Source organism: Psychrilyobacter atlanticus DSM 19335 (assembly GCF_000426625.1).
GTDB lineage: Bacteria > Fusobacteriota > Fusobacteriia > Fusobacteriales > Fusobacteriaceae > Psychrilyobacter > Psychrilyobacter atlanticus.
Genome location: NZ_KE384547.1, coordinates 687,422 through 713,432 on the forward strand (window position 1 = coordinate 687,422; position 26,011 = coordinate 713,432).

The window sequence follows — 26,011 nt, forward strand, 5'->3', positions numbered from 1 at the left end:
TTAGTTCTTGAAAGAAGATATTATATGTGTTAAAATTTAGAGCGACTAAATGAGATTATGGGGAGGCAAGATGAAAAACGATATGAATACTATCAATGAGATAATAAAAGTAATAGGTGAGTCACAACTTACAGAGATATCTATAGAGGAAAAAGATTTTAAACTTCTTATAAAGAAGCCTAAGTTAGTATTAGAAGGAAGTATAGAAGAGGTAGAAGAAATAGAAGAGGCAGCAGCAGAAGTAGCTGTAACAGAACAAGTGAAAGAGATAATATCTGAAAGTGTAGGAAGATTTTACTATATAAATAAAGATGAAAAACCTATGATGACAGTAGGGATGGCTGTAAAAAAAGGTCAAAAAGTTGGTTATGTAGAAGCAATAGGAATTAAAACAGATATAAAAAGTGAATTTGATGGTGAAATAAAAGAAATTTTAGTAAAAAATGGAGAGGTTGCCGAATACGGAAAAGTATTGGTTAAAATAGGAGAATAATTAGGAGGAAAAAAGATGTTTAAGAAGATATTAATCGCTAACCGTGGAGAGATAGCAGTTAGAATAATAAGAGCAGCAAAAGAATTAGAGATAAAGACAGTTGCTGTATACTCTGCAGCAGATAAGGAAAGTTTACATGTAACCTTAGCTGATGAAGCTATTTGTATAGGACCTGCAATGAGTACTGAATCATACTTAAAAATACCAAATATAATTGCAGCAGCAGAAGCTACAGGAGCAGAAGCTATTCATCCAGGTTATGGATTCTTAGCTGAAAATGCTGATTTTGCAAAAATCTGTAAAAGACATGGGATAGTATTTATAGGGCCTAGTCCAGAGTGTATCAACAATATGGGAGATAAAGCTACAGCTCGTGCAACGGCAGTAGAAAATGGAGTGCCTCTAACTAATGGAACTGGAATAATCCATAAGATGGAAGATGCTAGAAAGGTAGTTCATGAGAAGATAGGTTACCCGGTAATGATAAAAGCCACTGCCGGTGGTGGTGGAAAAGGTATGAGAATAGCTAGAGATGATGAAGAGTTTGCAGTAAACTTTAGAGCAGCTCAGAATGAAGCCGATGCAGCATTTGGAAATCCAGATTGTTATGTAGAAAAATATGTAGAAAACCCAAGACATATAGAGTTTCAGATTGTAGGAGATAAATTTGGAAATGTAGTTCATTTAGGAGAAAGAGACTGTTCTATTCAAAGAAGACATCAAAAATTAGTTGAGGAGGCACCATCTGCTACTTTACCAGAAGATGTAAGGGTAAAGATGGGAGAAGCAGCTGTAAAATTAGCTAAAGCTATAAACTATGACTCTGTCGGAACTTTAGAATTTTTAGTGGATGTAAATAATGACTTCTTCTTTATGGAGATGAATACAAGAGTACAAGTTGAGCATACTATTACGGAAGCTATTACTGGTTTTGATATAATTAAAGCTCAAATAATCGTGGCATCAGGTCATGAGTTACATGTGAAACAATCAGACATAGAACTTCATGGACATTCTATTGAATGTAGAATAAATGCAGAGGATCCAGAAAATGGATTTATGCCTTCAGCAGGAACATTGGAGAAATACATTGTTCCAGGTGGAATAGGAGTTAGAGTAGATTCTCATTCATACCAAGGGTATAGCATACCACCATACTACGATTCTATGATTGGAAAATTAATAGTTCATGGTGTAGATAGAGAGGAAGCTATCATCAGAATGAAGAGAGCACTTGAAGAATATAAGATAGAAGGAGTAGAAACTACTATTAAATTTCATGAAAAAGTATTAGAAAATGAAGAGTTTAAAAGTGGAAATTATTCAACTAACTTTATAGAGAAAAATTTTCCTGAATATTTAAAAGGATAAAAATTTAAAAGGAGGATATAGTCCTCCTTTTTCCTTGAAATAATGAAATTAAAATTTAATTTAGTATATATTAATAAAAAATATAGGAAATGATAAAAAAAATGATATACTATAAGTGTAACTGTTTATAAGTGAAAGATAATTTTGGAGGTGGACAGATGTCTGAATTAGGAAACATTAAAATAGCTGATGACGTAGTAAAGGTAATAGCAGCAAAAGCAACAATAGAAGTGGATGGAATCTACAAGATGACAAGTGGAGTAACTGATGAAGTGAACAAGATCTTAGGTATCAATAAGATGACTAAGGGAGTAAAGGTTGAAGTAGGAGAAAAAGAGTGTAGTGTAGATGTGCATATAGTTGTAGAGTATGGTTTTCCAATCCCAGTAGTAGCTACTAATGTACAGGAAAATATAATTAAAAATATTACAGAATTGACTGGTCTTAAAGTTGTAGAAGTAAATGTCTATATTCAAGATGTTAAGGTGAAAGAAATTTCAAAAGAAGAAGTAATATTAGACTAGAGGCGTTATACGCCTCTTATATTTTTAAGGTTTAAATTTGGGGGAATGGATATGTTTATGAAATTTATTTTTGGAATAGCTTGGATAGGAATATTCATCTTAGCTGTACTTGGGATATATATAGGGATGTTTCCGGCATACTTAGAGATATTGGATTTTAACAGCCTAATAACCAGAGGTGCTGTAGCAGGAGTATCACTTGTTTATCTACTACTATTTGTAGAAAAATTGATAAATCTTTTTGAAAGACCAAAAGAATTAAGGATGAAAACTCCTAATGGAATGTTGAAAATATCTTCAAATTCTGTAAATAATATAGTAAAAGAAGTGGTAGGAGAGCATCCAAAAGTTAGAAATTTAAAAGTAAAAAATAAAACTAATGGAAAAAAATTGAAAATTTTTGTATCTATTGATATAATGTCTAGTCAGTCCCTTTCGGATGACCTTAATTTAATCCAGCAAGATATTAAAGATCGGATTGAAAGTTATTTAGATTTGAGTATAACAGAAGTTGAACTTAGAGTAACTAAGTTAATTAAAGATAAATCTAATAATGGAAGAGGTGATTAATTATGTTAGAGGAATTGATAGAAAAATTAGCAATAAATAGTAAAAAGTATATAGGTGGACTGATGGGATTTGCTTTTGGTTATATCTTTATAACCCACGGTATAATACCTATGATAGTAGTTATGTTGACAACTTTATTGGGGTCTATCTTTGGAGATAAAGAAAATATTAAAAAGCTAAAAAAAATATTGATTAATAGATTAAAAGAAGAATAGGAAGGGAAAATTATGAGTAGAAAGATCGCAAGAGAAGAGTTATTCAAGCTTTTATTTGAAGCTGACATGAACAAGGTAACACCATTAGAAAGACTGGAAGAATTTTTAGAAGATGGGAACAGAAGAGTAGAAATATCAGAAGATGAAGAGACTCCTAACAACGTTGAAGAACTTACTTTGACTAAAACAGAAGTGGAATTCATTAAAGAATTTGCAGCAGGAATAGACAAACACTATGGTACTATAAACCAAGAAATCGCTGAAAAGATGGATGAATGGTCATTAGAAACTGTAGGAAATGTAGAGAGATCATTACTTAGATTTGGTGTATATGAATTGATGTACGAAGAAACTGGTTTTGAAATTGTATTAAATGAGATTATTGAATTAGCTAAAATTTATGGAGATGCAACATCACATGAATTTGTAAACGGTGTATTGGCTAAGTTTGTAAAGAAATAGTCTAAACTCTTCCTTTTTATTGTTTCTCTTGATTAAGAGAAACGGAGGTTCAGAGTAAGTTAGCTTTCTTTTCCCTAGTTTTAGAGAAAAAATAAGAATAAAAGAGTTAAAATAAAAAGCAGAGATTAGATAATTCTAATTTCTGCTTTTTTATTTTATTATCTATTGCTTAATTTTTTTATTAGTCTTATATTTTCCTCTAAATTTTTAACCTTTGTAGTGCTGACTAGGATAGATTTTAGAGGTTCTTGTTTCATAACATACTCAAAAGCACTCTCTATAAGAGGTTTATTAGGAGATTTCAAGGTTTCAATTCTATCAAAGGTTTCCTTGTCATGAAATAAATCATTGAATTTTCTAATATCCATCTTGGCAAATTTATATCCTTTTTTCACTTTTTCTGACAGTAATCCTTGAGCTAGAGTACTGTAAGAGATGTATCCAATATCATTATTCTGACAAAAAGGAAGAATATCCTTTTCATCATTAGTTTGTAACATATTATACTGATTTTGAATGCTACTGATATCGCATATATTGGAAGCCTGCTTCAGATCCTCCAGTTTAAAATTAGATACACCTACACCTTTTATTATATTTTGTTCTTTCAATTCGTTGAGAGTCTCAAATACGGTCTCTAACGATGTTTTCTTGTCTAAGTGGTGAACTTGGTAGAGATCGAGATAGTCGGTCTTTAAACGCTTTAGAGTAGCTTCTATTTCAAACAAAATTGAATCTCTGGATATATCATGAGTGACATGTCCCCATTCATTCCATCTAAGACCAAATTTACTGGCTATAACTAAATCTTTACGAATACTCTTTGTAACATCTCCTAGGATCTCCTCTGATTTCCCAAATCCATAGATTGGTGCAGTATCGAAAAAGTTAATACCTAGTTCGATACTCTTTTCCAGAGTTTTAATAGCTTCCTCTTGGTTAACATCTTTCCATCCGTGTTTGGATAGAGCCCAACAACCAAAACCCAAAAGAGATATTTCTTTATCTATATTTTTAATCTTATTATATTTCATTTTTTACCTCTTTTTCTATTTTTTATCTTAAATTAAATTAGTCTATAGTAGGAGTAATTCATGGATTAATCCTTCCACAAGATTAAACTTTTTTTGTTACAGATTAAAAAAGATTATTAAAGCCTCTCAACGCAGACTAAAATCTGACTTATCCTTTGAATTCAATTCTTTTTCTAGATGTTATCTTAACTTCTCAGTAGATATATTGCGAGTTTCGTCGCGCCTACCATGCCCGTCAGGCACCCCACTAAGAAACGGGGATCCATGGTTTCACTTATATAACATCATTTAGAAAAAGTGAGCTTTTCTTTGGTTCGTTTCTTTTGCTCACCAAAATGAAATGAACTCGTATTAAAGGCGAAACCTTTAGAACCTTCGATTCATGATTATTAAAATTATTTATATTCAATTGAGCTTTTTTAGATCTCTTTATATGCAGGGAGTTTAATAATAAAAGTCGTTCCCTGATCTTTTATAGAATCTACTCCTAAACTTCCTCTGTTAAGGTGGATAAATTCCTTTGTTATGATAAGTCCTAAACCGGTACCCTTTTCATTTTCTGTTCCTAGAGTTGTCAAATGCTGGTCTAGTTTAAATAACTTAGACTGAATGTCTAAATTCATTCCTACCCCATTATCTTTAATAAATATATAGATAAACTGATTTTTTCGTTCACTATAGAGTTCAATCTTTCCAGAATTAGGAGTGAACTTTATGGCATTGGATAAAATATTACGAAAAACAGCATCTATCATGTTTTTATCAGCCCAAATAAAATGTTTATCTGAAATATTATTTGAAAATTTAATATTCTTAGACTCTAAGTTTAATTTTAAAATTTGATATGCCGAAGCAGTGAGGTCATTTATCTTAACTTTCATAGGAGAGGGTATCACATGTCCCCTCTGTATCTTAGACCACTCTAATAAATTGATTAAGAGTGCGTTTATTCCCTGTATAGAATCATTGATAGAATAGATTAATTTTTTCTTCTTTGCATCATCATAAGAATCATATTTTCTAGTTAAAATACTAAAAATCCCAGTAATTCCAGTAAATGGACTTTTTAGATCATGAGCCAATATAGATATAAATTTATCTTTAGTTCTATTATTTTCTATTAATTTTTGATTTTGTAATTCTAATTTATTTTCATAAAATTTACGTTTATTTGTTTCCTTTAAAATAACCCATATAGTAATGGAAAGCATGAAAAAAATAAACAAACTCAGCAGTCTATACCCGTCTAAAAAATGTTTTTTCATAGCAGTTATCTCAGTTTCAGGAACTTTAACAACTAATCTCCAAGTAGAGCTTGTATTGTCACCAAAACCTAACTGAGGTAGAAGTTCCTTAAAATCTATGGTATCAAAGGTATATAAAATATCTTTATTGAGAACAGAACCGCTATTAGAATTAAGAGGTAGGAGATCTCCTTTTTTTAAGATATCTGTTTTTTTTGATTCATCGATTTTATTGTTATCATCCAATCCAAACCAATAAAAATCTCCTTTAGATATTAAATTTATGGATCTATATTTCTCTAAAATATTATCAATATAAGTTTGTCTACCATAGAGAGAGATAGTTCCTAAAGAAACATTATCTTTTCCATAGATAGGTGCCATAATATTGACTATAAAATTATTTTTATAATCTCCTAATTTAGAAAACGTAATCTTTTTAGGATTTTTCATCATCAATTCTTCAGGAAATTTTAAATATTCGTTGTTATAGTATTCCTCGATTATTACATGATTTCTATTGTTTTTTATATAACCTGCAAAATACTTATTTTTAATTTTAAGGTAACTTTTTAAATAATCATGATTCTCCTTTAGATTAGACCTTCTATATAGAAGGGATCTCAGCTGGGGAGTTTCAGATAAAAATTGTACGTCATCTATATAGTCAATAAATTCTCTTTCGATATCTTTTTTTATTAAATCTAAAATCATTTTTTTCTCAGATTTCATTTTCACTATATTTTGAGATACGTTTAATTGATATAAGAAAGAGATAAACATAAATAGAGGGATCAGACTTCCTCCCAGTAAAAGCAGGTAAGATTTAAGTATTTTATTTTTTGGTTTAGTCATCTTAGCTCCTCCTCTACATTGAATTTATACTATATTAGCACAATTAGTGCAAAAACTCAACGTTTTGACGAAGATAAAATTTAATGATTATGATGTTCTAATCCCTGCAAAATTATATTTTTAACATGATTGTCATTTAGGGAATAGTATACTATTTTTCCATCTTTTCTATTTTTAAGAACTCTATTTTCCCTTAAAACCTTAAGCTGGTGGGAGATAGAAGAATGGGTCATATTTAGAGTGGTTGCAATATCACATACACACATCTCTCCCTCTAAAAGAATAGTAATAATCTTAAATCTTGTACCATCTCCTAAAATTTTAAAAAATTTAGCAGTCTGATCCAAAGAAGAAAGATCTTCTAGTGTTTGTTTTGCTTTATCTACCCTGGTTTCATTGATTGAGACACATCTGCAAATATCCATAATTAATCCTTTATAATTACAAATTTATCGGCAACTATTTCCTTGATAACAGATGTGAATTCTAACTTATTGTTCATAATAAGGGGGAGGATAATTTGTTTTTTATCGTGGGTGATGATATCCAAACAAGCTTCTAATTTTTTGCTTTTAGGAGCTACCATCTTACGAAGTTCAACTAATTTTACTTTGTCTAATTCTATAGTAAATTGTTTGTTAATTAATTTTTTATTGATTACGTCGATCTCTATTTTATAGGCACATGACATCTTTAAATTATATAGACCAAATAAAACCATCAAAAGAGCTAAAATATAACCTATTGGATTACCGCCATTGGTTTTAAGGACCCAAAGTTGGAATCCTCCAATCAGAGTTATAGGAATTCCTGTTCCTAACCAAACTATTTTTTTCATGAAATTTAATCCATATTTATACTTATCTTTTAATACTACATTTGTGTTGTTTAATTTTTTAATAAAATCATCATAAAATAACATATTTTTTCTCCTTATGTTTTTAGATATTAATATAGAGTGTAGAAGTTATCTACACTCTATAAAAAGTTTACTTTATAAGTTTCTTTAACTCTTCATCTTTAAAATCTAAGTTATGAACTGAATTGATATATCTGATAGTTTTAGTCTTTCCTCTAATTAATAGAGTCTGAGTTCTAGCTATATTTTTCTTTCTAGTAACTCCTGTTAAAAGATCCCCGTCGGTAATCCCTGTAGCAGCAAAGATAACTTCGTCATCTTTAACTAAATCATCTATAGTAAATACATCAGAAATATCTATTCCCATCTCTTCACATCTAGATTTTTCAAAGTTAGAAATCTTATCATTTTCCAAAGAGATTCCTTTTACTTCACTTCTTAATTTTAATTTAGCCTGCATATCTCCACCAAGAGCTTTGATAACTGCAGCAGAGATAACACCTTCAGGTGCTCCTCCGATTCCATATAACATATCTGCGTCAGAATCGATAATAGCAGTTAGTATAGAACCAGCTACATCTCCATCAGGGATAGCAAATATTCTAACACCCATTTTTTGAAGATCTTTGATGATCTTATGATGTCTAGGCTTATCTAAGATAACCATAACTAATTCATCTAAAGATTTATTTAAAGCTTTAGCTACGTTATTTACGTTGTCTAAAAGCGGTAAATTAAGATCGATAGCTCCACGTGCATCAGGTCCTACAATTAACTTTTCCATATACATATCTGGTGCTTTTAAAAAACTGTCTTTATTTCCGATAGCCATAACTGCTAATGCATTTCCTTGACCTTGGGCAGTCATACGAGTTCCTTCTACAGGATCTACAGCGATATCTACAGCGATATCCATATCTTTTCTTAGGCCAACTTTTTCACCGATGTATAACATAGGGGCTTCATCAATTTCACCTTCACCAATAACTATTTCTCCATTGATATGGATCTTGTTCAACATAGTTCTCATAGCGTCAACAGCTGCTTGGTCAGCTGCTTCCTTGTCACCTCTACCGACCCATTTGTGTGCTGCCAATGCTGCAGCCTCAGTTACCCTTGCAAATTCGATAGCTAGTTCTCTTTTCATTAATCTTGTTCCTCCTCGTATATAACTCTATAGATAGTTTCGTTCTTTTTCTTCATGGCTAGTTTATCCCTTGCAAATTTTTCTATATAATAAAGATTATTAAAATTATCTAATTGTAGACTTATGTCATCCATTTCACGGTGTAACTTTTCAGATTGAATAGTTGTAGCTTTTAATTCGTCCTGGAGATGATCCAGTGTTCGATACCCACGATAAATTCTTGGGATATAGAGAAAGATTCCTAATATTCCAAGGACAATGAATATGAAAAACCCATTAATTCTTTTCATTATTTCTTACCTTCTAATTTTTTCATTAATTTAACTATATATATTCCTAAACCAAAAATTATAATATTTGTAATTCCGTTAGATAAAGTCAAAGTAAACCCAGGCCAAATTTCCACAAGGGAAGCTACAATAAGCCCGATTATAAAATACAAAGTATTATCTCTATGAGATTTTAAAAGTTTGTCTATGATTCTAGCAAAGCCAACAATACCTATGACAGCTCCGATACCTACTAAGGCAACAGGCAGTATCATCCTGTTATTTACAAAACCTAGGATATTATAATATTCACCCAGCATAACCAGTAGGAGGGATCCAGAGATTCCAGGAATAACCATAGCTCCTCCAGCCAAAGCTCCAGCCAGGATTAATTTTACGCTATATCCTGCTGTCAACCGATATAAGCTGCTAGAAGTTTCACCATCACCATAGAAAGATTGAAGGATTGTAAAACCAATCATTAAAAGTAATCCAAATAAAAACCATAGTTTTCCATGGTTATTTATTTTTTTATTATCTCGATGGGTCAAAACCAACGGTAGAGATGCCACTATCAGTCCTAAGAAGAAAAAGCTGGTGCTCTCTCTATAGTTTGTATAGAGAAAACCGATCACTTTTGCAAATACAAGTAGTCCAATGACAACTCCTATAAATATTTGTGATAAAAATTTAATAAATTCTATCTTTTTTTCTTTAGGAACAGTGAAAAATTCTCCTACAGACTCTGTAAGTTTTTCATAGACCCCTAAAAGAAGAGCAACAGTTCCACCAGAGACTCCAGGAATAATGTTAGCTATTCCAATAAAAGCACCACTGATTATATTTTTAATCACTGTCAACCATCCCCTCAATTTCTTTGATAAAAGATTTTACATCTGAAAAATCTTTATATACAGAGGCGAATCGGATATATGCAATTTCATCTAATTTTTTTAGTTTCTCCATAACCAGTTCACCTAATTCAGTACTTTCTATCTCTAGGTGATTAGTTTTTCTGATAGTGTCTTCAACTTCTCCTACAAACCTTTCCAAAGCTTCTAGGTTGACATTTCTTTTAATGACAGCCCTTTCGAGTCCTTTTAATAGTTTGTCTTTATTGAAGACTTCCTTGATATTATTTTTTTTTATTACAAAAATAGGAATAGGCTCTATTTTTTCGTAAGTAGTAAATCTTTTACAGCAAACGACACATTCCCGTCTTCTTTTTATAGAGTTATCTGTGCTATAAGGTCTACTATCAATAACTTTAGTATCCATAGCTCCACAGTAAGGACATTCCATAGTTTACCCCTCTTCTGAACTTATGATATTTAAAATTTCTTGTGGGTCCGTTGCACTTAGAAGTTTGTTTCTAAAATTTTCATCTCTGATTAATCTTGAAATCCTAGCTAAGATCTTAAGGTATACGATGCTGTCACTAAGTGGTGAAGCAAATACAAAAAACAGCTTAACATCTTGACCGTCTAAAGATTCAAAGTTAAGTCCATCATTACATCTTCCAAAGGCGATAGTTAATTTTTTAGCAAAATCAGTTTTAGCATGGGGAATTGCCACACCTTTTCCTATCCCGGTACTTCCTAATTTTTCTCTTTCAATAAGAGCTGATTCGATGACTTTAGGGTCGTCGATAGTATCTGAAGCTCCAAGTAGTTGAGATAACTCCGAAAGAGCTTCTTTTTTATTTTTAGCTTTTAAATCAAGGGAAATCATATCCAAAGTTATATAATCTGTTATTTTTGCAATGTTCATGTGGTCCTCCTAAAAATATTTTTTAAAATTTATTTTTAAATTTAAATGGTAGTTCATATAATCTTCCAAGAGTAAAATTATATTTATAATATCATCTATACATGGATCTAGAGAGATTATATCATTTATTTTTTCATCGAATAAGTGTATAGTTATAATTTTTTGAATTTCAGTTAATTTATTAGAGGTCGGCATATTGTCTATTATGGAATTTTCTATATTAAAATATAAGCCGTCTTTTATATTGAACATAATTCCTTCCTCTTTAATAAGGAGAGCTAAAAAATAACCTAAAAGGAGATAATCCTTGGTAGGTTTATTATTTTTGTCCAAAAACCGAAAGGAATTCAAAAGTAATTTGTATAAACCTGTTCGTGTTTCATTTTCAACTAAGATAGAGTTTAAAATTTCTAAGATATGAAAAGAAATGTTTAATTTTTCCAGATCTTTTCTGAGATTAAAAAAAGTTTCATTCAATTCAAAAGAACTCAAAATATAGTGTTCATCTTTCTTATAAAATATAAAGTTAGATATCCCGAATAGATCAGCTCCATTGAGATGTCTTTTTTTTGATTTTCTGATACCACTAATATTGATGTTGATCTTACCAAAATTTTTAGTAAATAATGTCAATGCTCGGTCAGCTTCAGAGTGATCCACTTTTTTTATCACTATGCCATCAGTTTTTAATAATTTCATCGAGGGAAAAATCCTTTTTAGATATAGGTATATTTATTTTAATATCTTTAATTATTAATTCTGAAATTTCAATATTTCTATCTAGTATTCTAACATGTGTTGGGAAATTAATCTCATTTATTTTTGAAAAAGATTCAAATTCTATAGTTATTCCATCATTATAGATGATTTTTTGGATTTGGTTATTAGATTTTATCACCTTAAAATCTACATCTCCCTCATATGATTTAAGATCCCGAATAAATTTTAAAGTATAATTTTCATCTTCGTTTATCTTTTGATCTATCGTCTGCTCTAAAAGTGGATAATAGATAGTTTTATTAGACCCATTATATAGATAAATTTCTCCCTTATTTATAGAAGGAGAAATCATTTTTTTTATAAGTTTATCTGGTAGATCGGCTAAGATCTCATATTCCTTTGTTTTGGTTCGATTATTCAAATGGCTGGTTTCGGTAATTACAGCCTTAAAAGTATTGATTTTATTAAATTCATTTTTATCTTTAGCGAATAAACTCAAGCTAAATATAAAAAAATAAAGAATAAATTTTTTCATAGACTCACCTCTCTTTTTTTATAACCATAACATCTTTGAGATTAAATATATTATATGGTAATTTTACTGTTATCTGTTTAAACATCTCGTCATTATTGTCGATAGATGTAATCTCTCCTAAAAAAAGATTTTTTTTATAGATATCACTGATACCAGAGGTAAATATTTTATCGCCTACTTGGATATTTGAATCAGTAACAACATATTCTAGACTGAGTATCTCATTTCCCTGGCCACTTAAAATCGAGAGAGTGTCTCCATTTTCATTGGTAGCACTGGTGTAACTTTGGTTAGAAGTGATTAATTCCACAGTGGAGTGATCATCAAAGACTTCTTTGATCCTTCCAACTACACCGAGAGTAGAAGTAACCGCCATATTTTGTTTTATATTATCATTTTTGCCTTTATCAATTGATATAGTTTCGTAGGGGTTTAGTGCATCGATATAGGAAATTTGTGCTACGATAATTTTATATTTGACTTTTTTCTTCATTTTAAGTAATTCTCTTAGATGCTGATTTTCCTTTAAAAGGTTTTTATTTTCAAAGGAAATATGTTTTTGTTTTTCTATGGTTAATTCTAAAATTTCATTTTTTTTAGAGATCTCTTTGATGTAAAAAAAAGTATTGAAATAATTTTGAATATTACTGGTAGTTTTATATACTTTTAATTTAAGGGGAAGCAGTAGGTTATTAGTTTTAGATATAAGAAAGTCAGACCGCGAAAAAGCGGCAGTTATTAAAATAACTATGATTAAAGATAACCACCACTTTTGTTTAGTCTTTTTTTGTTTAAAATTCATCTATATTTTATCTATAATAGAAAGTAATAATTTTGTACATCCTACCATATCTTCGATTTTAATAAATTCTTCTTTAGTATGTACCTTACTCATACCTATACCTAGATTAACAGAAGGTATTCCCTTTCCATTGTAGATATTAGTGTCACTTCCACCACCAGATTTCATAGGTTTATATTCGATATTTATACCTTTACAAGCATCCTCTAAAATCTCTAAGATTTCACTACCTGCTTCGATTTTAAATCCGTCATACCCCTTTACGATTGCTTCTTTAAATTCTGCCCCAAACTCTTTCGCTGTCTCAGTGAAGATAGCTTTAGTTTCAGCTAATAGCTCATCTAAAACTTTACCATCAAAACTTCTAGCCTCATACATCATAGATACACTAGGCATAACAATATTTACAGCTGCTCCTCCAGTTACTACACCAATATTAGAAGTAGTATTTTCATCTACCCTTCCTAATCTTAGTTTAGTGATGGCATGAGATGCCACTACCAATGCATTTATCCCATTTTCAGGTTCTAAACCTGCATGAGCTGGTTTACCAATAATCTCAATCTTTCCTTTTGCTGCAAATGGTGCCTGTATAGTAACAGTTCCAGGTTTACCACCTGAGTCGATGATGATTCCAAAATCAGGAGCATATTTTTCTACATCCATTGCACGAGCACCGAAAAGACCAATCTCTTCTGCAATAGAAAATACAACAATAATTTCAGGATGGTCTAAGTTATTTTCCTTTAGTTGTTTAAGCATCTCTAAGATAGCTGCAATACCAGCTTTGTCGTCTCCCCCTAAAACAGAGGTACCATCTGATTTAATGATTCCATTTTCTATGATTGGAGTAATCTTATCACAAGGTAAAACAGTGTCCATATGAGCACTAAATAATATTTTCTTCTTATTAGAACCTTTAGCTTTTAAGACACCAATGATATTACCGGCATTACCGTTACAACTTTCACCTGCGTTATCTTCAGTAACTTCAAGACCGATTTTCTCTAATTCAGCTTTTACACAATCAGCCATAGCTCTTTCTTTGAGAGATGGTGATGGGATTTTAACCATATCTAAAAAATTATCTACGATTCTTTTTTCATTTATCATGTTTTCCCCCTGATATATTTAATTTTATTTTGTTTTATCTAAAGAAATTATATAATAAAAATAAGGAATTTGCAAAGGATTATGGTGTTTTAATAATTCTAATTTACTCATTTTAATAGAAAAATCATAAAAAAATAAACTGTTCGACATTGTGGATGGAAATATTAACTAAATAGAGGTATACTTTTAAAGGAAATTAGTCACTAGGGAGGAATAAAATGTTAAAAAAAATAAAATTATTACCGTTGATGATTATCTTGGGAGTGGTGCCCCTAATAGTAAGGTTAAAGGTTATACCAACTCCTATAGGAAGTTTAGATTATATGGCTTATCCATTGGGAGAGAATAACTTTGATTTTTTCTCCTACTATAAGGCTGTCTTGATTGTATCCCTTTCGACTATAGGACTCATACTTTTCTTTATAAAAGGTGAAATTATAAAAACAAAATACTATATCCCTTTAATATTTATGGGAATATTGGCTAATTTATCTACAGTATTTTCCCCCTTTACATCGATAGTTTTAAAAGGGGTCGGAGATAGGTATGAGGGGATCTTTGTATGGCTGTCATATCTAATAATAACTTTTTTGACCATTAACTTGGCAAGAAATAAAAAAGATATAAAAATACTTGTAGGAGCAGCTTTTGCAGGGATTATAATAATTTCAATCATAGGCAGCTTTCAATTTTTTGGACTAGATTTGTTTAAAAGTGATTTTGGAAGACATCTAATTTTACCAAAAGGTCTATGGGGAATAGCTGATACTCTAAATTTTAAATTTGATAAATATATTATTTATTCTACCTATTTTAACCCAAACTATGGTGGTTCATTGATGGTTATGTTTTTATTCTTTGCTGCAATGACTTTTTTGAGTGTAAGGGGAAAGTTATATAATATTTTATCTTATTTATTTTATATCTTGATCTATATAAATTGGCTGGGGTGTCGATCGAGAGCAGGATTTTTAGCAGGACAATTTACATTGGTATTTTTTCTTTTCTTTTATAGGAAAAAAATCATTAAAAAATCAAAAAAAATTATCTTACTCATAATTACGTCTCTAATTATAGGTGTGATTATGAACAGTTTTTCAGAAAATTCCCTAGGAAAAAAGTTATATGATGCAGAACTATCAAAATATAACCCTATGAGGGAGATGGTTCTAAATACTCCCAATGATTTGCTGGTCACAACAGATAAGGCTTCATTGAATATCCTCACAAAAGATAAACAGTTAAGTTTTAAAGATGAGGAGGGCAGACTACTTCCTTTTGAATTTGTAGACAATAGATATAAATTCACTGATAATAGATATGAAAAATTTGAAATTGAGAAAAGAAAGGAAGATTACTATAATATTACTTATGATAAATTTAGCTATCCTTTAATTTTAAGAAATAATGGCTTTAAAACCGTTGGATTTCAGGGGAGACTCAGTGATATCTATATGGCTGACAGAGTTAAATGGATGGATGGTTATGAGACAAAGGGGAGTTCAAGAATATATATATGGTCTAGAACTATTCCAAAATTAAAACAGACTGGATTTTTAGGAGGAGGACCTGATACTTATTCTTTAATCTTCCCTCAGGAAGATAATTTTGGAAAAAGAATAGCCTATGGAAATCCTAGTATGATTGTGGATAAACCTCATAATCTATATTTACAGATCCTTATCAATATGGGGTATCTATTTTTTATAGGGTTTGTAGTTTTTGTTGGATCTTATATAATTCAATCTATAAAAATTTATAGAAATAGAGAGTTTAATAGTTTTTATGAAGTTGTGGGCTTAGCTACAGCACTAGCTATAAGTGGTTATCTGGCTGCTGGTATGTTTAATGACAGTGCAGTATCGGTAGCACCATATTTTTGGTTTTTTATAGGGTTAGGTATAGCTGTAAATAAAAAGCTGGAAGGGTGACCCTTCCAGCTTTTTACCTATCTAGGAAATATATAATTATATTTATCTGGATGCAACGTTACGTTGCTTTTATTTAACTGGTCTTTTCGGTTGAATAAATGCATCTCTTACAATTACTTCTGCAGCTTCCGGAAGGGTAATTTCTACTTTTAATGGTCCTCTCTTTACAGAGATCCATCCAAGTCCTTTAAATACAAGTTCCTCTTCTATATTTAGATCATAGATTTCAGTTTTTGTAGGTAAAGCATAGAACTCATCTTTACATTTCTCACATGGAGGAGTTATTAAAGTTCCTGTATGCTCAGTAATAAGTTTTTCTACTCTTTCTTCTTTTGTATCGTGGAAAGTTACATTTTTATCAGCAAATATACTGAATATAGGCTTCATCTCATTGTCAGTTAGGACTTTAACCTTAACTAATCCACCGATTAAGATTATTTTATCAGCATTTACTTTAAATGTTTTTCTAGAAATCTCCTTAGAAGGAACGATGTCTAAATGACATTTCTCGCATACCAGGTCAGATATTCTTCCAGTAGGGATCAATCCAGGAGTATCGATTATTGTAATATTAGAATCAGGTATTACATTTTTAGTAGCTTTAAGTGTAGTACCAGGATATTTAGAGATAGTAGCTTTTTTCTCTCCTAATAATCTATTTATGATACTTGATTTTCCAACATTTGTAGTACCCATTACCATAACTTTAGCACCATGTGGGCAGAAATGATTTATCTTTCTTATGATACCGTTGATACCATAGGTATTTTTAGCACTGACTATAGCTATATCTAGGGGAACAATCCCTTCCTCTGAAAGTCTTTCTTTTACCCAGTTAGCTACCTCACTGGCGTGTTTTCCTCCAGGAATTAGATCGATCTTATTGATGATTATAATAGAATCTTTTTCTCTTAAGATATCTAATATTTCGTCATCAAATGATCCTTCAAAGTCAATGATATCAAATACAGCTAAGACTATCTTAGCACTTTTAGCAGAACGCTGAACCTCTTTTCTATAATCTTCAGCAGTCATCTCCATAGGGATGAAATCTCCGTAGTTAGTTAACTTAAAACATCTTTGGCAGGTTGCACTTTTCTTTCCTTTTAGCATCTCTTTAGGTACATAACCTTGTTTATTTTTATCTTCACTTTGTAGTTCAATACCACAACCGTTACATTTTTTTATTATATTACTCAAAATTTAAACCTCCATTTATCATTACGCTTTGGCAGTAAAACTTACCCACTCTTTGTCTTTTGTCTCTGAAATAACTTCGTATCCCAATGAAATTATTCTTCTCTTTATCTCATCGGCTTTATCTTCGATAATTCCAGAAAGGATCATAAGACCGCCTTTTTTTACAACTGTAGACATGTCGTTTAGTAGGAGTAAGATTACATCGGCTAAGATGTTAGCTACTACTACATCAAATTTCTTCTCTTCTACAACTTTTACCAAATCACCTTTAAACAGTTTAATACTATCCATATCGACTTTATTTAACTCTAAATTTTCTTTCGCTACTTCTACAGCTAGAGGGTCGATATCAACGCCCCACACCTCAGATGCCCCTAATTTATTAGCTGCAACCATCAGTATTCCAGAACCAGTACCAACATCTATAACAGAGTCACCTTCACAGATGTATTCTTCCATCTGTTTGATACAAAGAGAAGTAGTCGGGTGAGAACCAGTACCAAAAGCCCTTCCAGGATCTAATTCGATTACAATCTCGTCTCCTTCGATTTCGTATTCACGCCAAGTAGGTTTTACCACAAATCTTTCACTTACTTTTTCAGGGTAAAGATATTTTTTCCAAGAATTTTGATAATCTTCTTCATCTAATTCATAAAAATCTAATGAATAGATAAGATCTTCACGTTCACCAAATTTTTCTTCAAAAGTTTCTGTAATAAGAGATTTTTTTTTCTCCACGTATAAATTTATAGGGAAATATGCCGATACAGCATAGTCTCTCTGTAAAAATATCTTTTCATCTCTATAGTAATCCAATGAATCTCTTTCCATCGGTTCATCGATCTTAAGTCCTTGAACTCCAAATTCATAAAATAAATCGGTTATTTCTTTTTTTACATATTGAGGCTCATCGGCATCAAATATTAATCTAACTTCTATTAATTTCATATTTCTCCTTTTTACTGTTTTCTTTAAGTAGTACCTCTAACTCATTGTCGTATAAATTTAATTTTACAGGTGTGATAGATATATAGCCATTTTCAATAGCTTCTAAATCTGAGTTTTCCACATGGTCACCTTTTATAGGGTGTCCTCCTAACCAAAAATATTTATTTCCTTGGGTATCTTCCCTTTCTATTAATTTTTCTTGGAATTTTCTATTACTCTGTTTAGTATATTTAATTCCTTTAATTTCTTCCATGGGAAGGTTAGGAACATTTATGTTTAAAAGGGTTCCTATAGGGAATTTTAGATCTTTTATTGTTTTTAAATACTCTGCAACAAATACTCCTGCACTCTCGAAATATAGATCATTCCCATCTGCAATAAGGGAGAGAGCAATGGCATTTTTCCTCCAAAATGTACCTTCAGAGGCGGCAGCAAAAGTACCTGAATAGAATAGATCAGTACCTAGATTAGCCCCACGATTTATACCTGAGATTACAAAGTCAATATTTTTTTCATCGTATAGGTGGGTCAATGCCACCTTTATAGTGTCGGCAGGTTTTCCAGATACAGAGTGACCAAACAGATGATCATCCCTATAAACTTCCTTTACTCTCAAGGGTTGGTGGAGAGTAATTCCGTGTCCAGTACCACTTTGTTCCTCCAAAGGAGCAACTACATATGTTGTATGTCCAGCATCTTTAAGGTGATTAACTAAAATTTTGATCCCTTCAGCATAGATCCCATCATCATTTGAAATTAATATATTCATAAATTACTCCTTATAAAAAGTCTGCAAAGTCTAACTCTTCGATAGACAGGTCGACTCTCTTGATATCGCTGCATTTCCCATATTGATCTAATTCTACCTCAATACCATTGATTCTTACATTGTCATTACAGATAGCGAACTTAGTTGGAAGAGAAGTCAAAAATCTAGGTAGAACAGAGTCTACAGTCATTCCTATTATCCCGTCATGAGATCCAGTCATCCCTACATCTGTAATATAACCGGTACCGCCGTCTAAAACTCTACTGTCAGAAGTTTGGATATGGGTATGAGTTCCTAAAACTACTGAAACTTTACCGTCAAGGAACCTTCCCATAGCCATCTTTTCAGATGTAGCTTCAGCATGGAAATCTACGACAATATTTGTTGTATGTTTTCTGATCTCGTCTAAGACTTCAGATATTCTTTGGAATGGACAATCAATAGGCGGCATAAAGATTCTGCCTTGTAATGAAACAACACCTACTTTTTCTCCAGCAGGAGTTGTAAAAATATTCCAACCTACTCCAGATACGCCCTTTGGATAGTTCAGTGGTCTTAAAATTTTATGATCGGTTTTAAGATATTCTACCATCTCTTTTTTATCCCAAATATGGTTACCGGAAGTGATGGCATCTACTCCGATTTCATAAAATTGTTTAGCAATTTTTTCAGTTAATCCAAATCCTGCAGCAGCATTTTCACCATTGACAACGATTAGATCATATTCATTTTTTTTTCTCTCTAGATAGTCAGTTAAGATATTTCTACCTGGTTTACCAACAACATCTCCTATTATTAAAACTTTCATTTAACCCCTCTTTTCTTTATATATAATATTTTATTTCTATTGTTTTCTCAGATTATCTTTTGCTTTACAATGTATAATTATATCATATTTTCAATAAAATTTATACTGTAATTCTACCATAAAAAATGAGCTGATCTGATCAGCTCATTTTTGTCTTTTTTAAAACTTACTTTGCATATTCTACAGATCTAGTCTCTCTAACTACAGTTACTTTGATCTGACCAGGATACTGCATAGTTTCTTCTATCTTTTTAGCTATGTCACGAGATAAGATAGTTGTCTTATCGTCACTTATGATTTCAGGGTTTATGATGATTCTCATCTCTCTACCAGCTTGGATAGCGTAAGATGAATCTACACCCTCAAAAGAACTCGCAATAGCTTCTAATTCTTCTAATCTTTTGATATATGTATTTAATGTTTCACGTCTTGCTCCAGGTCTAGATGCTGATATAGCATCTGCTGCTTGGACTAAAACAGATTCGATACATTTAAATTCTACTTCATGATGATGTGATTCAGCACCATTTGCTACTAGGTCTTTTTCTCCGAATTTTCTTAAGAATTCAGCTCCTAATAATCCATGAGAAGTTTCAGTTTCATGAGTTAATACCTTACCAATATCATGGAATAAACCAGATCTTTTAGCTAATTTTACATCTGCTCCGATTTCGGCAGCTAATGTAGCAGCTAGATGACCTACTTCGATAGCATGAGTTAAAACATTTTGTCCATAACTAGTTCTGAATTTCAGACTACCTAATACTTTAGTTACTTCAGGATGAACTCCTGTAATACCAAGTTCAAATAGTGCATGTTCTCCAGCTTCACGGATTCCTTTATCCACTTCTTTAGTCGCTTTTTTAATAGCTTCTTCAATTTTTGTAGGATGAATTCTTCCGTCATTTACTAATTTTTCCAGTGCGCTTCTAGCGATTTCTCTTTTTACACCATCAAAACATGATAAAACTACAGCTTCTGGGGTATCATCGATGATAACATCTACTCCAGTTAAAGATTCAATAGTTCTGATATTTCTACCTTCACGTCCTATGATTCTACCTTTCATCTCATCATTTGGCAATTGTACTACAGATACAGTAGCATCAGAAACGAATTCTGCTGAAGCTTTTCCAATAGCAGTAGATAGTATTCTTTGAGTCATTCTGTCTTTTTCTTCCTCTAATTTATGTTCAAAACTTCTGATCATAACAGCTGAGTCATGAGTAAGATCATCTTTTAACTTATCTAATAAGATGTTTTTAGCATCCTCTTTAGATAATTCAGAGATTTTCTCTAATTCTAACTCTTGTTTTTGTTTTAATTCTTCAATCTCGCCTTCTTTAAGGTTTAATTTTTTTTCATAGTTATTTATTTCTACAGTTTTTGCTTCAATTCTGTCTAACTTACTGTCTAAAGATTCCTCTCTTTTAATAAGTCTATTTTCTTTTTGATTTATTTCATTTTTAGCTAATTTAACTTCTTTTTCAGCATCTTCTTTAATCTTATATGCTGTTTCTTTAGCTTTTATAGTTATCTCTTTAGCCTTTGATTCAGCATCAAAAGTAGCTCTTTTTTCGATTTTTTCAGCTTTAACTTTTGCTTGCTCAACACTGTTCTCAAGGTTGTTTAGATCTTCGATTTTTTTATCTACAACAGATTTTTTATAAAGTACAGAGGAAAAGATTCCTGCTGCAACTATAACTGCCGCTATCATAATAATTGTATTCATATTGTAAATCCCCTCTTAAAAAAATATAATATTTTGGGATATTAATTAAAATTTAGCTAAAGCCTCTTCTTCAGTAGCACAAATTTCAAATATCTCATCTAACCCAACCATTTCAAAAATTGTTTTGATATGATCATTTAAGTTTGATAGTTTTATATCACCATCATGTCCTTTAACTTCTCTTAATTTCCCTCTTAAAATCCCCATAGCCAAACTATTGATGTGGCTTAACTCTTCACAGTTAATTATAAAGTTATAAGTTTCGTTTTCAACTAACTTAGCTAGTCTCTCTTTTAACTTAGGAGCTACCATAGCATCAAGTTCACCTGTGATTTTAATTACCTTTATTCCATTAATGTCCTTTTCGATTAATTCAAAATTAGAGTTCATTATTTTGTTTCCTCCTCAACTTCTTTTAATATTTCAAACTTCGTTCCAACTTTCTTAGGTTTAATCTCTAAATTGTCTACAAGACCCCTAACTATATTTAATCCCATGCCCCCTTCAGACTTACTTTCTTTTAATCTGTTGAATCCAGCTCCAAAATCTTCTACAGTAATTTTTACGAAGTTACCTTCCTTTATCATAAAGAGAGAGATCTCCCCATTATGATAGTTGTATCCATGTTCGATTGCATTGGTCGCTAGTTCATCTATAACAGTCAGAAGTCTAAGAATATCTTTTTTAGATACAGATTCTGCAATTAAATATGTTTTTACAAGGGCTCTAATTAGAGAAAGATTTTTTAAAGAAGATGGAACAATTATTTTGATTCCTTCGCCTTGCAATATTTCACCCTCTTTCATTAAAGTCTGTTATTTTCCATTGTCCATCTTTAAAATTAAATACAATATCTAGATAGAGGCTTTCATCGTAAAAATTAATAAGAGCTAAAATTTCAGCATAATTTTCATTAAACTTTGGATCTGTAGTATAGATGTTTCCGTTACTCAAATCCATCTTTTTTAGTTCGTTTAATTTTATTTTATTTTTTATTCCCCTGTCAGTGTATCGTTCAATAATAAAGATTTGATTTTTGGAAAAAGCTGTCTTTAATACGTTTATTAGTTTTTTGAGGTCCTTAACCCCTTGCTCTCTTTCCGATATTAAATTTTCATATTTATCTAATTTTTTAGGATCTAGAGTTGTACTCATTTGAGAAAATAAGCCCTTAGCTTCATCTAACTCCCAGTTATTAATTTTTTGCTCTAATAACTGCTCTTTTGGAGATAATGAACTATTTTTAAAAGGCATATTTGTGCACCCTAGTAGAAGTAATAAAATCAGAGTTAAACTTAATTTTTTTAGCATCTTCTCCTCCTATAATATCATCATTACAATGATAGCACACTAAAAATAAAATATCAACCAACTAGTGTGGTTTATAACCTTTTTTCATATGTTTTTTTTCAATATTAATTTAAAAGTTCTGATTTATAGCAAACTAGTATCAACTCTATCTTTTTCACCCCTAAAATAGGAGTCTCTCACATTGAAATTAAATGTAGTTATAATTAATAATTCTTTCTAATAAAATTAAAATGTATGGTAGTTAGAGAAAAGAAATTAGTTTGAATTAAGGAGTGGTTACAGATTATTTTTTTATTAATTTTAGTACCTCTTCCAAAATTTCTTCTTCACTCATCTCTTCTACATCGAACCAGATGACATCTGGGTCATTTTTAAACCATGTAAACTGCCTTTTTGCATATCTACGGGAATTTTGTTTGATTTGAAAGACGGCTTCTTCAAAAGTTATTTCACCTTTAAAATAATCTATAATTTCGCTATACCCTATGACATTGATCTTTCTCAAATTTTCCCCATATATAGTATAGAGTTTCTTAACCTCCTCGATGAGTCCTCCTTCAACCATGAGATCAACTCTCAAGTTTATTCTTTCATATAGATTATTTCTGTCTCTTTCTAAACCTATCTTGATAAAATCAAAGTTATTTCTTTTGATATTTCTTTTACTGATCACAGAAAATTTTTCTCCTGTGAGATGGAATATTTCTACAGCTCGTCCTACTCTGCGTTTATTATTGGGATGGATATCTTTGGCTGCGCAAGGATCGATACGTTCCAACTCTTCATACAGTTCCTCAGCACTTTTACTGTCTAATTGCTCCCTAAGTGCAGGATCTGACTGGGGCAGTTCTGCCAAACCATTGGTTACCGAGTTTATATACAAACCAGTACCACCGACCAATATAGGTGTTTTTTTCTCATTTTCAAATTTTCCCAAGATCATATTTGCTCTTCTTTGAAACTCTCCTACATTATATTTATTTATAGGTTCTACTATGTCAATCATATGATGAAAAATTCCCTGTGCTTCTTCTGAATCGACCTTTGCTGTACCTATATCCATTCCAGTGTACACCTGAGCTGAATCAGCTGAGATTATCTCTGTATTTAATTTTTTTGCTAATTTTATAGATAAACTTGTTTTTCCTACAGCAGTAGGACCCAAGATAACAATACCTTTCATATTATAATACCTCCATTTTTTCTTAGATTATACCATATAACTGGTGTAGATTTACACTGGGGAGGTTTTGAAAAAATTAAAACCATATAAGGGATTAATTATCTTTATATAATGTTTCTTTAGATTTCATTATAATGTATGTTTTTTTCAAAATGATGTGTATTCTTATAATTTTTGTGTTGCTACTTTAAGATTAAATTATATTTTCTCTTAGATTAATACTTTTTAATCTTACTTTTTGTTCGGAAAATAAAAAAACAAATGGGTTTTAGAACGTTTTTATTCAGAATTATGATATTAAAAATTATTAATTCTTAATTTTAATTTTTTAAAAGTCTTTATTATTATTGTTTCTGTTAAAGATATATTAGAACATTAATTCTCTTTTAATCTATTGGAATTGAAAGGCTATTGACTATTGGAGATTACTGACCTAAACTGATAGTAAGAATTTACTGGGAGCACCGGTCGATCCGAAAACTAGGGAAGAAGTTTTAAAACAAATTTTGATTTATTTTAGGGAGGAAATTCATGAACAAGAAAATATTATTACTAGCAGGAATCTTAGCATTAGGAGCTACAACATTCGCAGCAGAGGGAACAAGAGACTTTTTAGATACATTTAAAGACGTAATGTCGCCAAATGAAAATATCACAGGTTACTGGAATCAAGAAATTAAAGGATATACTGATACTGAAGGTAAAGATGACAGACAAATGAGATTACAGAATGCAATTGGGTTAAACTTAACCGATAAAGTATCTGTGGCTTTAAGAACAAGAACATATATGGATTACCCAGGGAAAAACCAAAAATCAGACGATAACTTCAGATTTGACATGACTTATAACAATGGTAAAATTGGGGATACAGAATTAGGATTCAGCCAAAGGGTAAGAATGTATAAGGCAGGATCTAATGCAGGAACTTATTCATATAGACCAAATATTGACTTCTCAAGTTATATAGGTGCAGATTATGCAGATGCAAACATAGAATATTTATACACAAGATATACTGAAGGAAGAGACATTAAAGAGGGAGATGTAGTAATTGCTCATAACTCTGATGATGTTCAAAGATTCGCATATGATATAGATATGGGATGGACTTTAGGGTATGGTTTCTCTACAGAGGTGGAACTTTTCGGAACTGTAACTACTAGTAATGGAGATGCTACAGAATCAGCGTTATTCCTAGCTTTATACTATGACTATAACTTATATACATCAGTTGATGAAGCTACTACACTAGCTTTTCATACAGAAGTCAGTGTAACACCTGTTAAGTACAATCATCAGGAAAATATGACACACACTGATTCAACTCTAGCAGATACAGAGACGTTCATAAAATTAAAGCATAATGTGTCAAATAACTTTAGTACGTATGGTACAGTTGGTTTATTAACATCGGATGACTTTAAAACTCATACATCTAACGTTGGAGCACAAGGTTATGTATCTTTAGGACTTTCTTACTCAATGTAATTTCATAGACTATAGTGAATATTTTTCAAGAAAAATATAAATTATAATAAAGTTCATGAAAATGAAATTTTAAAATATAAATTATAATTGGAGGGATTGAATAGTTAATCCCTCCAATAAAGTTTAAAACTTTATTATTATTTAAAATAGAATTTAAAAGCTATCAATACAGTTTTCGAATTTAAAGATTAAAATTATTTTATATAAATTAACTTTTTTAAAACAGCAGATATTATTTTTATAGGGAATATATGTTATTATTTTAAATAAGAGTGAAGTTTTTGACAGGTTTAATAGATCTCCTAATCTACATTAGAAAAATATTAATAAATTTTTTCTGATAATCGTAGCCAACTATGGAGGGGATATTATGAAAAAAATAAAATTTTTAATGATATTATTAATATCATTAATTTTTATAAGTTGTGGCAATTTAGAGCCTTATAAAAAGATTGTTTCAGTAGAAGATAAAACAACAGAAAATATAAGGGTTACTACCTATGAAGATGGATCTATCAGGGTAGAAGATTTAGATTTTATAAAAATAAAAGAAAGACAAGAGAGAGAAAATAAAAAAAGTGACAGACGAGAAAGAGGGCTTTAAAACTAGATAGGTAGAGGGTCAAAGACTTCACTCTTTAGATTATATATCTAT

Annotated in this window: 31 protein-coding genes; 9 read left to right on the plus strand and 22 right to left on the minus strand. The window is 31.0% G+C overall.

Annotated elements, in window-relative coordinates; translation table 11 throughout:
- Nucleotides 1-70: 70 nt before the first annotated feature.
- The 6 genes from K337_RS19050 (at nt 71) to nusB (ending at nt 3,635) form a co-directional block, all read left to right on the plus strand.
- The gene (locus K337_RS19050; RefSeq protein WP_028855406.1) at nt 71-493 is read left to right on the plus strand and encodes an acetyl-CoA carboxylase biotin carboxyl carrier protein; all 423 of its coding nucleotides are present in this window, start codon (nt 71-73) and stop codon (nt 491-493) included.
- A 15-nt stretch (nt 494-508) separates the two neighbouring features.
- Entirely contained in the window at nt 509-1,864 is a 1,356-nt protein-coding gene (gene accC / locus K337_RS0103720) for an acetyl-CoA carboxylase biotin carboxylase subunit (RefSeq protein ID WP_028855407.1), read from the plus strand.
- A gap of 158 nt (nt 1,865-2,022) precedes the next feature.
- Nucleotides 2,023-2,388, plus strand: coding sequence for an Asp23/Gls24 family envelope stress response protein (locus K337_RS0103725; protein WP_028855408.1), 366 nt, complete (start codon nt 2,023-2,025; stop codon nt 2,386-2,388).
- A 51-nt stretch (nt 2,389-2,439) separates the two neighbouring features.
- Nucleotides 2,440-2,958 carry an alkaline shock response membrane anchor protein AmaP gene (gene amaP, locus K337_RS0103730; RefSeq protein WP_028855409.1) on the plus strand — a complete coding sequence of 173 codons (519 nt, stop codon included), beginning with the start codon at nt 2,440-2,442 and terminating at the stop codon, nt 2,956-2,958.
- A 2-nt stretch (nt 2,959-2,960) separates the two neighbouring features.
- Nucleotides 2,961-3,173, plus strand: coding sequence for a DUF2273 domain-containing protein (locus K337_RS0103735; protein WP_028855410.1), 213 nt, complete (start codon nt 2,961-2,963; stop codon nt 3,171-3,173).
- Nucleotides 3,174-3,185: 12 nt separating this feature from the next.
- Nucleotides 3,186-3,635, plus strand: coding sequence for a transcription antitermination factor NusB (gene nusB / locus K337_RS0103740; protein ID WP_028855411.1), 450 nt, complete (start codon nt 3,186-3,188; stop codon nt 3,633-3,635).
- Between the two features lie 158 nt (nt 3,636-3,793).
- Here nusB and K337_RS0103745 read toward each other — a convergent pair whose 3' ends face one another.
- The 13 genes from K337_RS0103745 to K337_RS0103805 form a co-directional block, all read right to left on the minus strand.
- A complete protein-coding gene (locus K337_RS0103745; RefSeq protein WP_028855412.1) occupies nt 3,794-4,669 on the minus strand; it encodes an aldo/keto reductase in 876 nt (291 codons plus the stop codon).
- 419 nt (nt 4,670-5,088) lie between these two features.
- On the minus strand, nt 5,089-6,768 hold the full coding sequence (locus tag K337_RS19055) for a sensor histidine kinase (protein WP_051251591.1): 1,680 nt from the start codon (nt 6,766-6,768) through the stop codon (nt 5,089-5,091).
- Nucleotides 6,769-6,848: 80 nt separating this feature from the next.
- Nucleotides 6,849-7,193 carry an ArsR/SmtB family transcription factor gene (locus K337_RS0103755; protein WP_037029157.1) on the minus strand — a complete coding sequence of 115 codons (345 nt, stop codon included), beginning with the start codon at nt 7,191-7,193 and terminating at the stop codon, nt 6,849-6,851.
- Nucleotides 7,194-7,195: 2 nt separating this feature from the next.
- Nucleotides 7,196-7,690 (minus strand): hypothetical protein, encoded by a 495-nt coding sequence (locus tag K337_RS0103760; RefSeq protein ID WP_028855414.1) that lies wholly within the window; start codon nt 7,688-7,690, stop codon nt 7,196-7,198.
- Between the two features lie 67 nt (nt 7,691-7,757).
- Nucleotides 7,758-8,774, minus strand: a complete 1,017-nt coding sequence (gene glpX, locus K337_RS0103765) for a class II fructose-bisphosphatase (RefSeq protein WP_028855415.1) — start codon at nt 8,772-8,774, stop codon at nt 7,758-7,760.
- Complete coding sequence (locus K337_RS17605; RefSeq protein WP_037029158.1) at nt 8,774-9,064, minus strand: FtsB family cell division protein; 291 nt, start codon at nt 9,062-9,064, stop codon at nt 8,774-8,776. The genes glpX and K337_RS17605 overlap by 1 nt, the downstream gene beginning before the upstream one ends.
- The gene (locus K337_RS17610) at nt 9,064-9,897 is read right to left on the minus strand and encodes a DUF368 domain-containing protein (RefSeq protein WP_051251592.1); all 834 of its coding nucleotides are present in this window, start codon (nt 9,895-9,897) and stop codon (nt 9,064-9,066) included. Before K337_RS17610 ends, K337_RS17605 begins: the two co-directional genes overlap by 1 nt.
- Nucleotides 9,890-10,345 carry a transcriptional regulator NrdR gene (nrdR, locus tag K337_RS0103780; RefSeq protein WP_028855416.1) on the minus strand — a complete coding sequence of 152 codons (456 nt, stop codon included), beginning with the start codon at nt 10,343-10,345 and terminating at the stop codon, nt 9,890-9,892. The genes K337_RS17610 and nrdR overlap by 8 nt, the downstream gene beginning before the upstream one ends.
- 3 nt (nt 10,346-10,348) lie before the next feature.
- The gene (locus tag K337_RS0103785; RefSeq protein WP_028855417.1) at nt 10,349-10,813 is read right to left on the minus strand and encodes a PTS sugar transporter subunit IIA; all 465 of its coding nucleotides are present in this window, start codon (nt 10,811-10,813) and stop codon (nt 10,349-10,351) included.
- A gap of 9 nt (nt 10,814-10,822) precedes the next feature.
- Nucleotides 10,823-11,512, minus strand: a complete 690-nt coding sequence (recO, locus tag K337_RS0103790; RefSeq protein ID WP_028855418.1) for a DNA repair protein RecO — start codon at nt 11,510-11,512, stop codon at nt 10,823-10,825.
- On the minus strand, nt 11,493-12,068 hold the full coding sequence (locus K337_RS19060) for a LolA family protein (protein WP_051251593.1): 576 nt from the start codon (nt 12,066-12,068) through the stop codon (nt 11,493-11,495). The genes recO and K337_RS19060 overlap by 20 nt, the downstream gene beginning before the upstream one ends.
- Nucleotides 12,069-12,072: 4 nt before the next feature.
- Nucleotides 12,073-12,870, minus strand: coding sequence for a rod shape-determining protein MreC (gene mreC, locus K337_RS17620; RefSeq protein WP_028855419.1), 798 nt, complete (start codon nt 12,868-12,870; stop codon nt 12,073-12,075).
- A complete protein-coding gene (locus K337_RS0103805; RefSeq protein ID WP_028855420.1) occupies nt 12,871-13,983 on the minus strand; it encodes a M20/M25/M40 family metallo-hydrolase in 1,113 nt (370 codons plus the stop codon).
- 218 nt (nt 13,984-14,201) lie between these two features.
- Between K337_RS0103805 and K337_RS0103810 the strand changes: the two genes are divergently transcribed.
- Entirely contained in the window at nt 14,202-15,914 is a 1,713-nt protein-coding gene (locus K337_RS0103810; RefSeq protein ID WP_028855421.1) for an O-antigen ligase family protein, read from the plus strand.
- Between the two features lie 69 nt (nt 15,915-15,983).
- Here K337_RS0103810 and yqeH read toward each other — a convergent pair whose 3' ends face one another.
- The 9 genes from yqeH to miaA form a co-directional block, all read right to left on the minus strand.
- Nucleotides 15,984-17,105, minus strand: coding sequence for a ribosome biogenesis GTPase YqeH (gene yqeH / locus K337_RS0103815; protein ID WP_028855422.1), 1,122 nt, complete (start codon nt 17,103-17,105; stop codon nt 15,984-15,986).
- Between the two features lie 30 nt (nt 17,106-17,135).
- Nucleotides 17,136-18,062 (minus strand): 50S ribosomal protein L11 methyltransferase, encoded by a 927-nt coding sequence (gene prmA / locus K337_RS0103820; protein WP_028855423.1) that lies wholly within the window; start codon nt 18,060-18,062, stop codon nt 17,136-17,138.
- Nucleotides 18,043-18,831 carry a 5'/3'-nucleotidase SurE gene (gene surE / locus K337_RS0103825; protein WP_028855424.1) on the minus strand — a complete coding sequence of 263 codons (789 nt, stop codon included), beginning with the start codon at nt 18,829-18,831 and terminating at the stop codon, nt 18,043-18,045. Before surE ends, prmA begins: the two co-directional genes overlap by 20 nt.
- Nucleotides 18,832-18,841: 10 nt before the next feature.
- Entirely contained in the window at nt 18,842-19,639 is a 798-nt protein-coding gene (locus K337_RS0103830; protein WP_028855425.1) for a TIGR00282 family metallophosphoesterase, read from the minus strand.
- A 166-nt stretch (nt 19,640-19,805) separates the two neighbouring features.
- The gene (gene rny / locus K337_RS0103835) at nt 19,806-21,371 is read right to left on the minus strand and encodes a ribonuclease Y (RefSeq protein ID WP_028855426.1); all 1,566 of its coding nucleotides are present in this window, start codon (nt 21,369-21,371) and stop codon (nt 19,806-19,808) included.
- A gap of 45 nt (nt 21,372-21,416) precedes the next feature.
- Nucleotides 21,417-21,761 (minus strand): STAS domain-containing protein, encoded by a 345-nt coding sequence (locus K337_RS0103840; protein ID WP_028855427.1) that lies wholly within the window; start codon nt 21,759-21,761, stop codon nt 21,417-21,419.
- Nucleotides 21,761-22,177, minus strand: coding sequence for an ATP-binding protein (locus K337_RS0103845; RefSeq protein WP_028855428.1), 417 nt, complete (start codon nt 22,175-22,177; stop codon nt 21,761-21,763). The genes K337_RS0103840 and K337_RS0103845 overlap by 1 nt, the downstream gene beginning before the upstream one ends.
- Nucleotides 22,164-22,682 carry a hypothetical protein gene (locus K337_RS0103850; RefSeq protein WP_028855429.1) on the minus strand — a complete coding sequence of 173 codons (519 nt, stop codon included), beginning with the start codon at nt 22,680-22,682 and terminating at the stop codon, nt 22,164-22,166. The genes K337_RS0103845 and K337_RS0103850 overlap by 14 nt, the downstream gene beginning before the upstream one ends.
- A 283-nt stretch (nt 22,683-22,965) precedes the next feature.
- The gene (gene miaA / locus K337_RS0103855; RefSeq protein WP_028855430.1) at nt 22,966-23,865 is read right to left on the minus strand and encodes a tRNA (adenosine(37)-N6)-dimethylallyltransferase MiaA; all 900 of its coding nucleotides are present in this window, start codon (nt 23,863-23,865) and stop codon (nt 22,966-22,968) included.
- A 531-nt stretch (nt 23,866-24,396) separates the two neighbouring features.
- Here miaA and K337_RS0103860 point away from each other — a divergent pair.
- Nucleotides 24,397-25,356: a FomA family porin-like outer membrane protein gene (locus tag K337_RS0103860; protein ID WP_028855431.1), complete on the plus strand. Its 960-nt coding sequence runs from the start codon at nt 24,397-24,399 to the stop codon at nt 25,354-25,356.
- Nucleotides 25,357-25,726: 370 nt separating this feature from the next.
- Complete coding sequence (locus K337_RS0103865; RefSeq protein WP_028855432.1) at nt 25,727-25,960, plus strand: hypothetical protein; 234 nt, start codon at nt 25,727-25,729, stop codon at nt 25,958-25,960.
- The last annotated feature ends 51 nt before the right edge of the window (nt 25,961-26,011 follow it).

Coding starts and splice junctions, on each gene's coding strand:
- K337_RS19050 (WP_028855406.1), top strand. CDS start 71: ATGAAAAACGATATGAATACTATCAATGAGATAATAAAAGTAATAGGT.
- accC (WP_028855407.1), top strand. CDS start 509: ATGTTTAAGAAGATATTAATCGCTAACCGTGGAGAGATAGCAGTTAGA.
- K337_RS0103725 (WP_028855408.1), top strand. CDS start 2,023: ATGTCTGAATTAGGAAACATTAAAATAGCTGATGACGTAGTAAAGGTA.
- amaP (WP_028855409.1), top strand. CDS start 2,440: ATGTTTATGAAATTTATTTTTGGAATAGCTTGGATAGGAATATTCATC.
- K337_RS0103735 (WP_028855410.1), top strand. CDS start 2,961: ATGTTAGAGGAATTGATAGAAAAATTAGCAATAAATAGTAAAAAGTAT.
- nusB (WP_028855411.1), top strand. CDS start 3,186: ATGAGTAGAAAGATCGCAAGAGAAGAGTTATTCAAGCTTTTATTTGAA.
- K337_RS0103745 (WP_028855412.1), bottom strand. CDS start 4,669: ATGAAATATAATAAGATTAAAAATATAGATAAAGAAATATCTCTTTTG.
- K337_RS19055 (WP_051251591.1), bottom strand. CDS start 6,768: ATGACTAAACCAAAAAATAAAATACTTAAATCTTACCTGCTTTTACTG.
- K337_RS0103755 (WP_037029157.1), bottom strand. CDS start 7,193: ATGGATATTTGCAGATGTGTCTCAATCAATGAAACCAGGGTAGATAAA.
- K337_RS0103760 (WP_028855414.1), bottom strand. CDS start 7,690: ATGTTATTTTATGATGATTTTATTAAAAAATTAAACAACACAAATGTA.
- glpX (WP_028855415.1), bottom strand. CDS start 8,774: ATGAAAAGAGAACTAGCTATCGAATTTGCAAGGGTAACTGAGGCTGCA.
- K337_RS17605 (WP_037029158.1), bottom strand. CDS start 9,064: ATGAAAAGAATTAATGGGTTTTTCATATTCATTGTCCTTGGAATATTA.
- nrdR (WP_028855416.1), bottom strand. CDS start 10,345: ATGGAATGTCCTTACTGTGGAGCTATGGATACTAAAGTTATTGATAGT.
- K337_RS0103785 (WP_028855417.1), bottom strand. CDS start 10,813: ATGAACATTGCAAAAATAACAGATTATATAACTTTGGATATGATTTCC.
- recO (WP_028855418.1), bottom strand. CDS start 11,512: ATGAAATTATTAAAAACTGATGGCATAGTGATAAAAAAAGTGGATCAC.
- K337_RS19060 (WP_051251593.1), bottom strand. CDS start 12,068: ATGAAAAAATTTATTCTTTATTTTTTTATATTTAGCTTGAGTTTATTC.
- mreC (WP_028855419.1), bottom strand. CDS start 12,870: ATGAATTTTAAACAAAAAAAGACTAAACAAAAGTGGTGGTTATCTTTA.
- K337_RS0103805 (WP_028855420.1), bottom strand. CDS start 13,983: ATGATAAATGAAAAAAGAATCGTAGATAATTTTTTAGATATGGTTAAA.
- K337_RS0103810 (WP_028855421.1), top strand. CDS start 14,202: ATGTTAAAAAAAATAAAATTATTACCGTTGATGATTATCTTGGGAGTG.
- prmA (WP_028855423.1), bottom strand. CDS start 18,062: ATGAAATTAATAGAAGTTAGATTAATATTTGATGCCGATGAGCCTCAA.
- surE (WP_028855424.1), bottom strand. CDS start 18,831: ATGAATATATTAATTTCAAATGATGATGGGATCTATGCTGAAGGGATC.
- K337_RS0103830 (WP_028855425.1), bottom strand. CDS start 19,639: ATGAAAGTTTTAATAATAGGAGATGTTGTTGGTAAACCAGGTAGAAAT.
- rny (WP_028855426.1), bottom strand. CDS start 21,371: ATGAATACAATTATTATGATAGCGGCAGTTATAGTTGCAGCAGGAATC.
- K337_RS0103840 (WP_028855427.1), bottom strand. CDS start 21,761: ATGAACTCTAATTTTGAATTAATCGAAAAGGACATTAATGGAATAAAG.
- K337_RS0103845 (WP_028855428.1), bottom strand. CDS start 22,177: ATGAAAGAGGGTGAAATATTGCAAGGCGAAGGAATCAAAATAATTGTT.
- K337_RS0103850 (WP_028855429.1), bottom strand. CDS start 22,682: ATGCTAAAAAAATTAAGTTTAACTCTGATTTTATTACTTCTACTAGGG.
- miaA (WP_028855430.1), bottom strand. CDS start 23,865: ATGAAAGGTATTGTTATCTTGGGTCCTACTGCTGTAGGAAAAACAAGT.
- K337_RS0103860 (WP_028855431.1), top strand. CDS start 24,397: ATGAACAAGAAAATATTATTACTAGCAGGAATCTTAGCATTAGGAGCT.
- K337_RS0103865 (WP_028855432.1), top strand. CDS start 25,727: ATGAAAAAAATAAAATTTTTAATGATATTATTAATATCATTAATTTTT.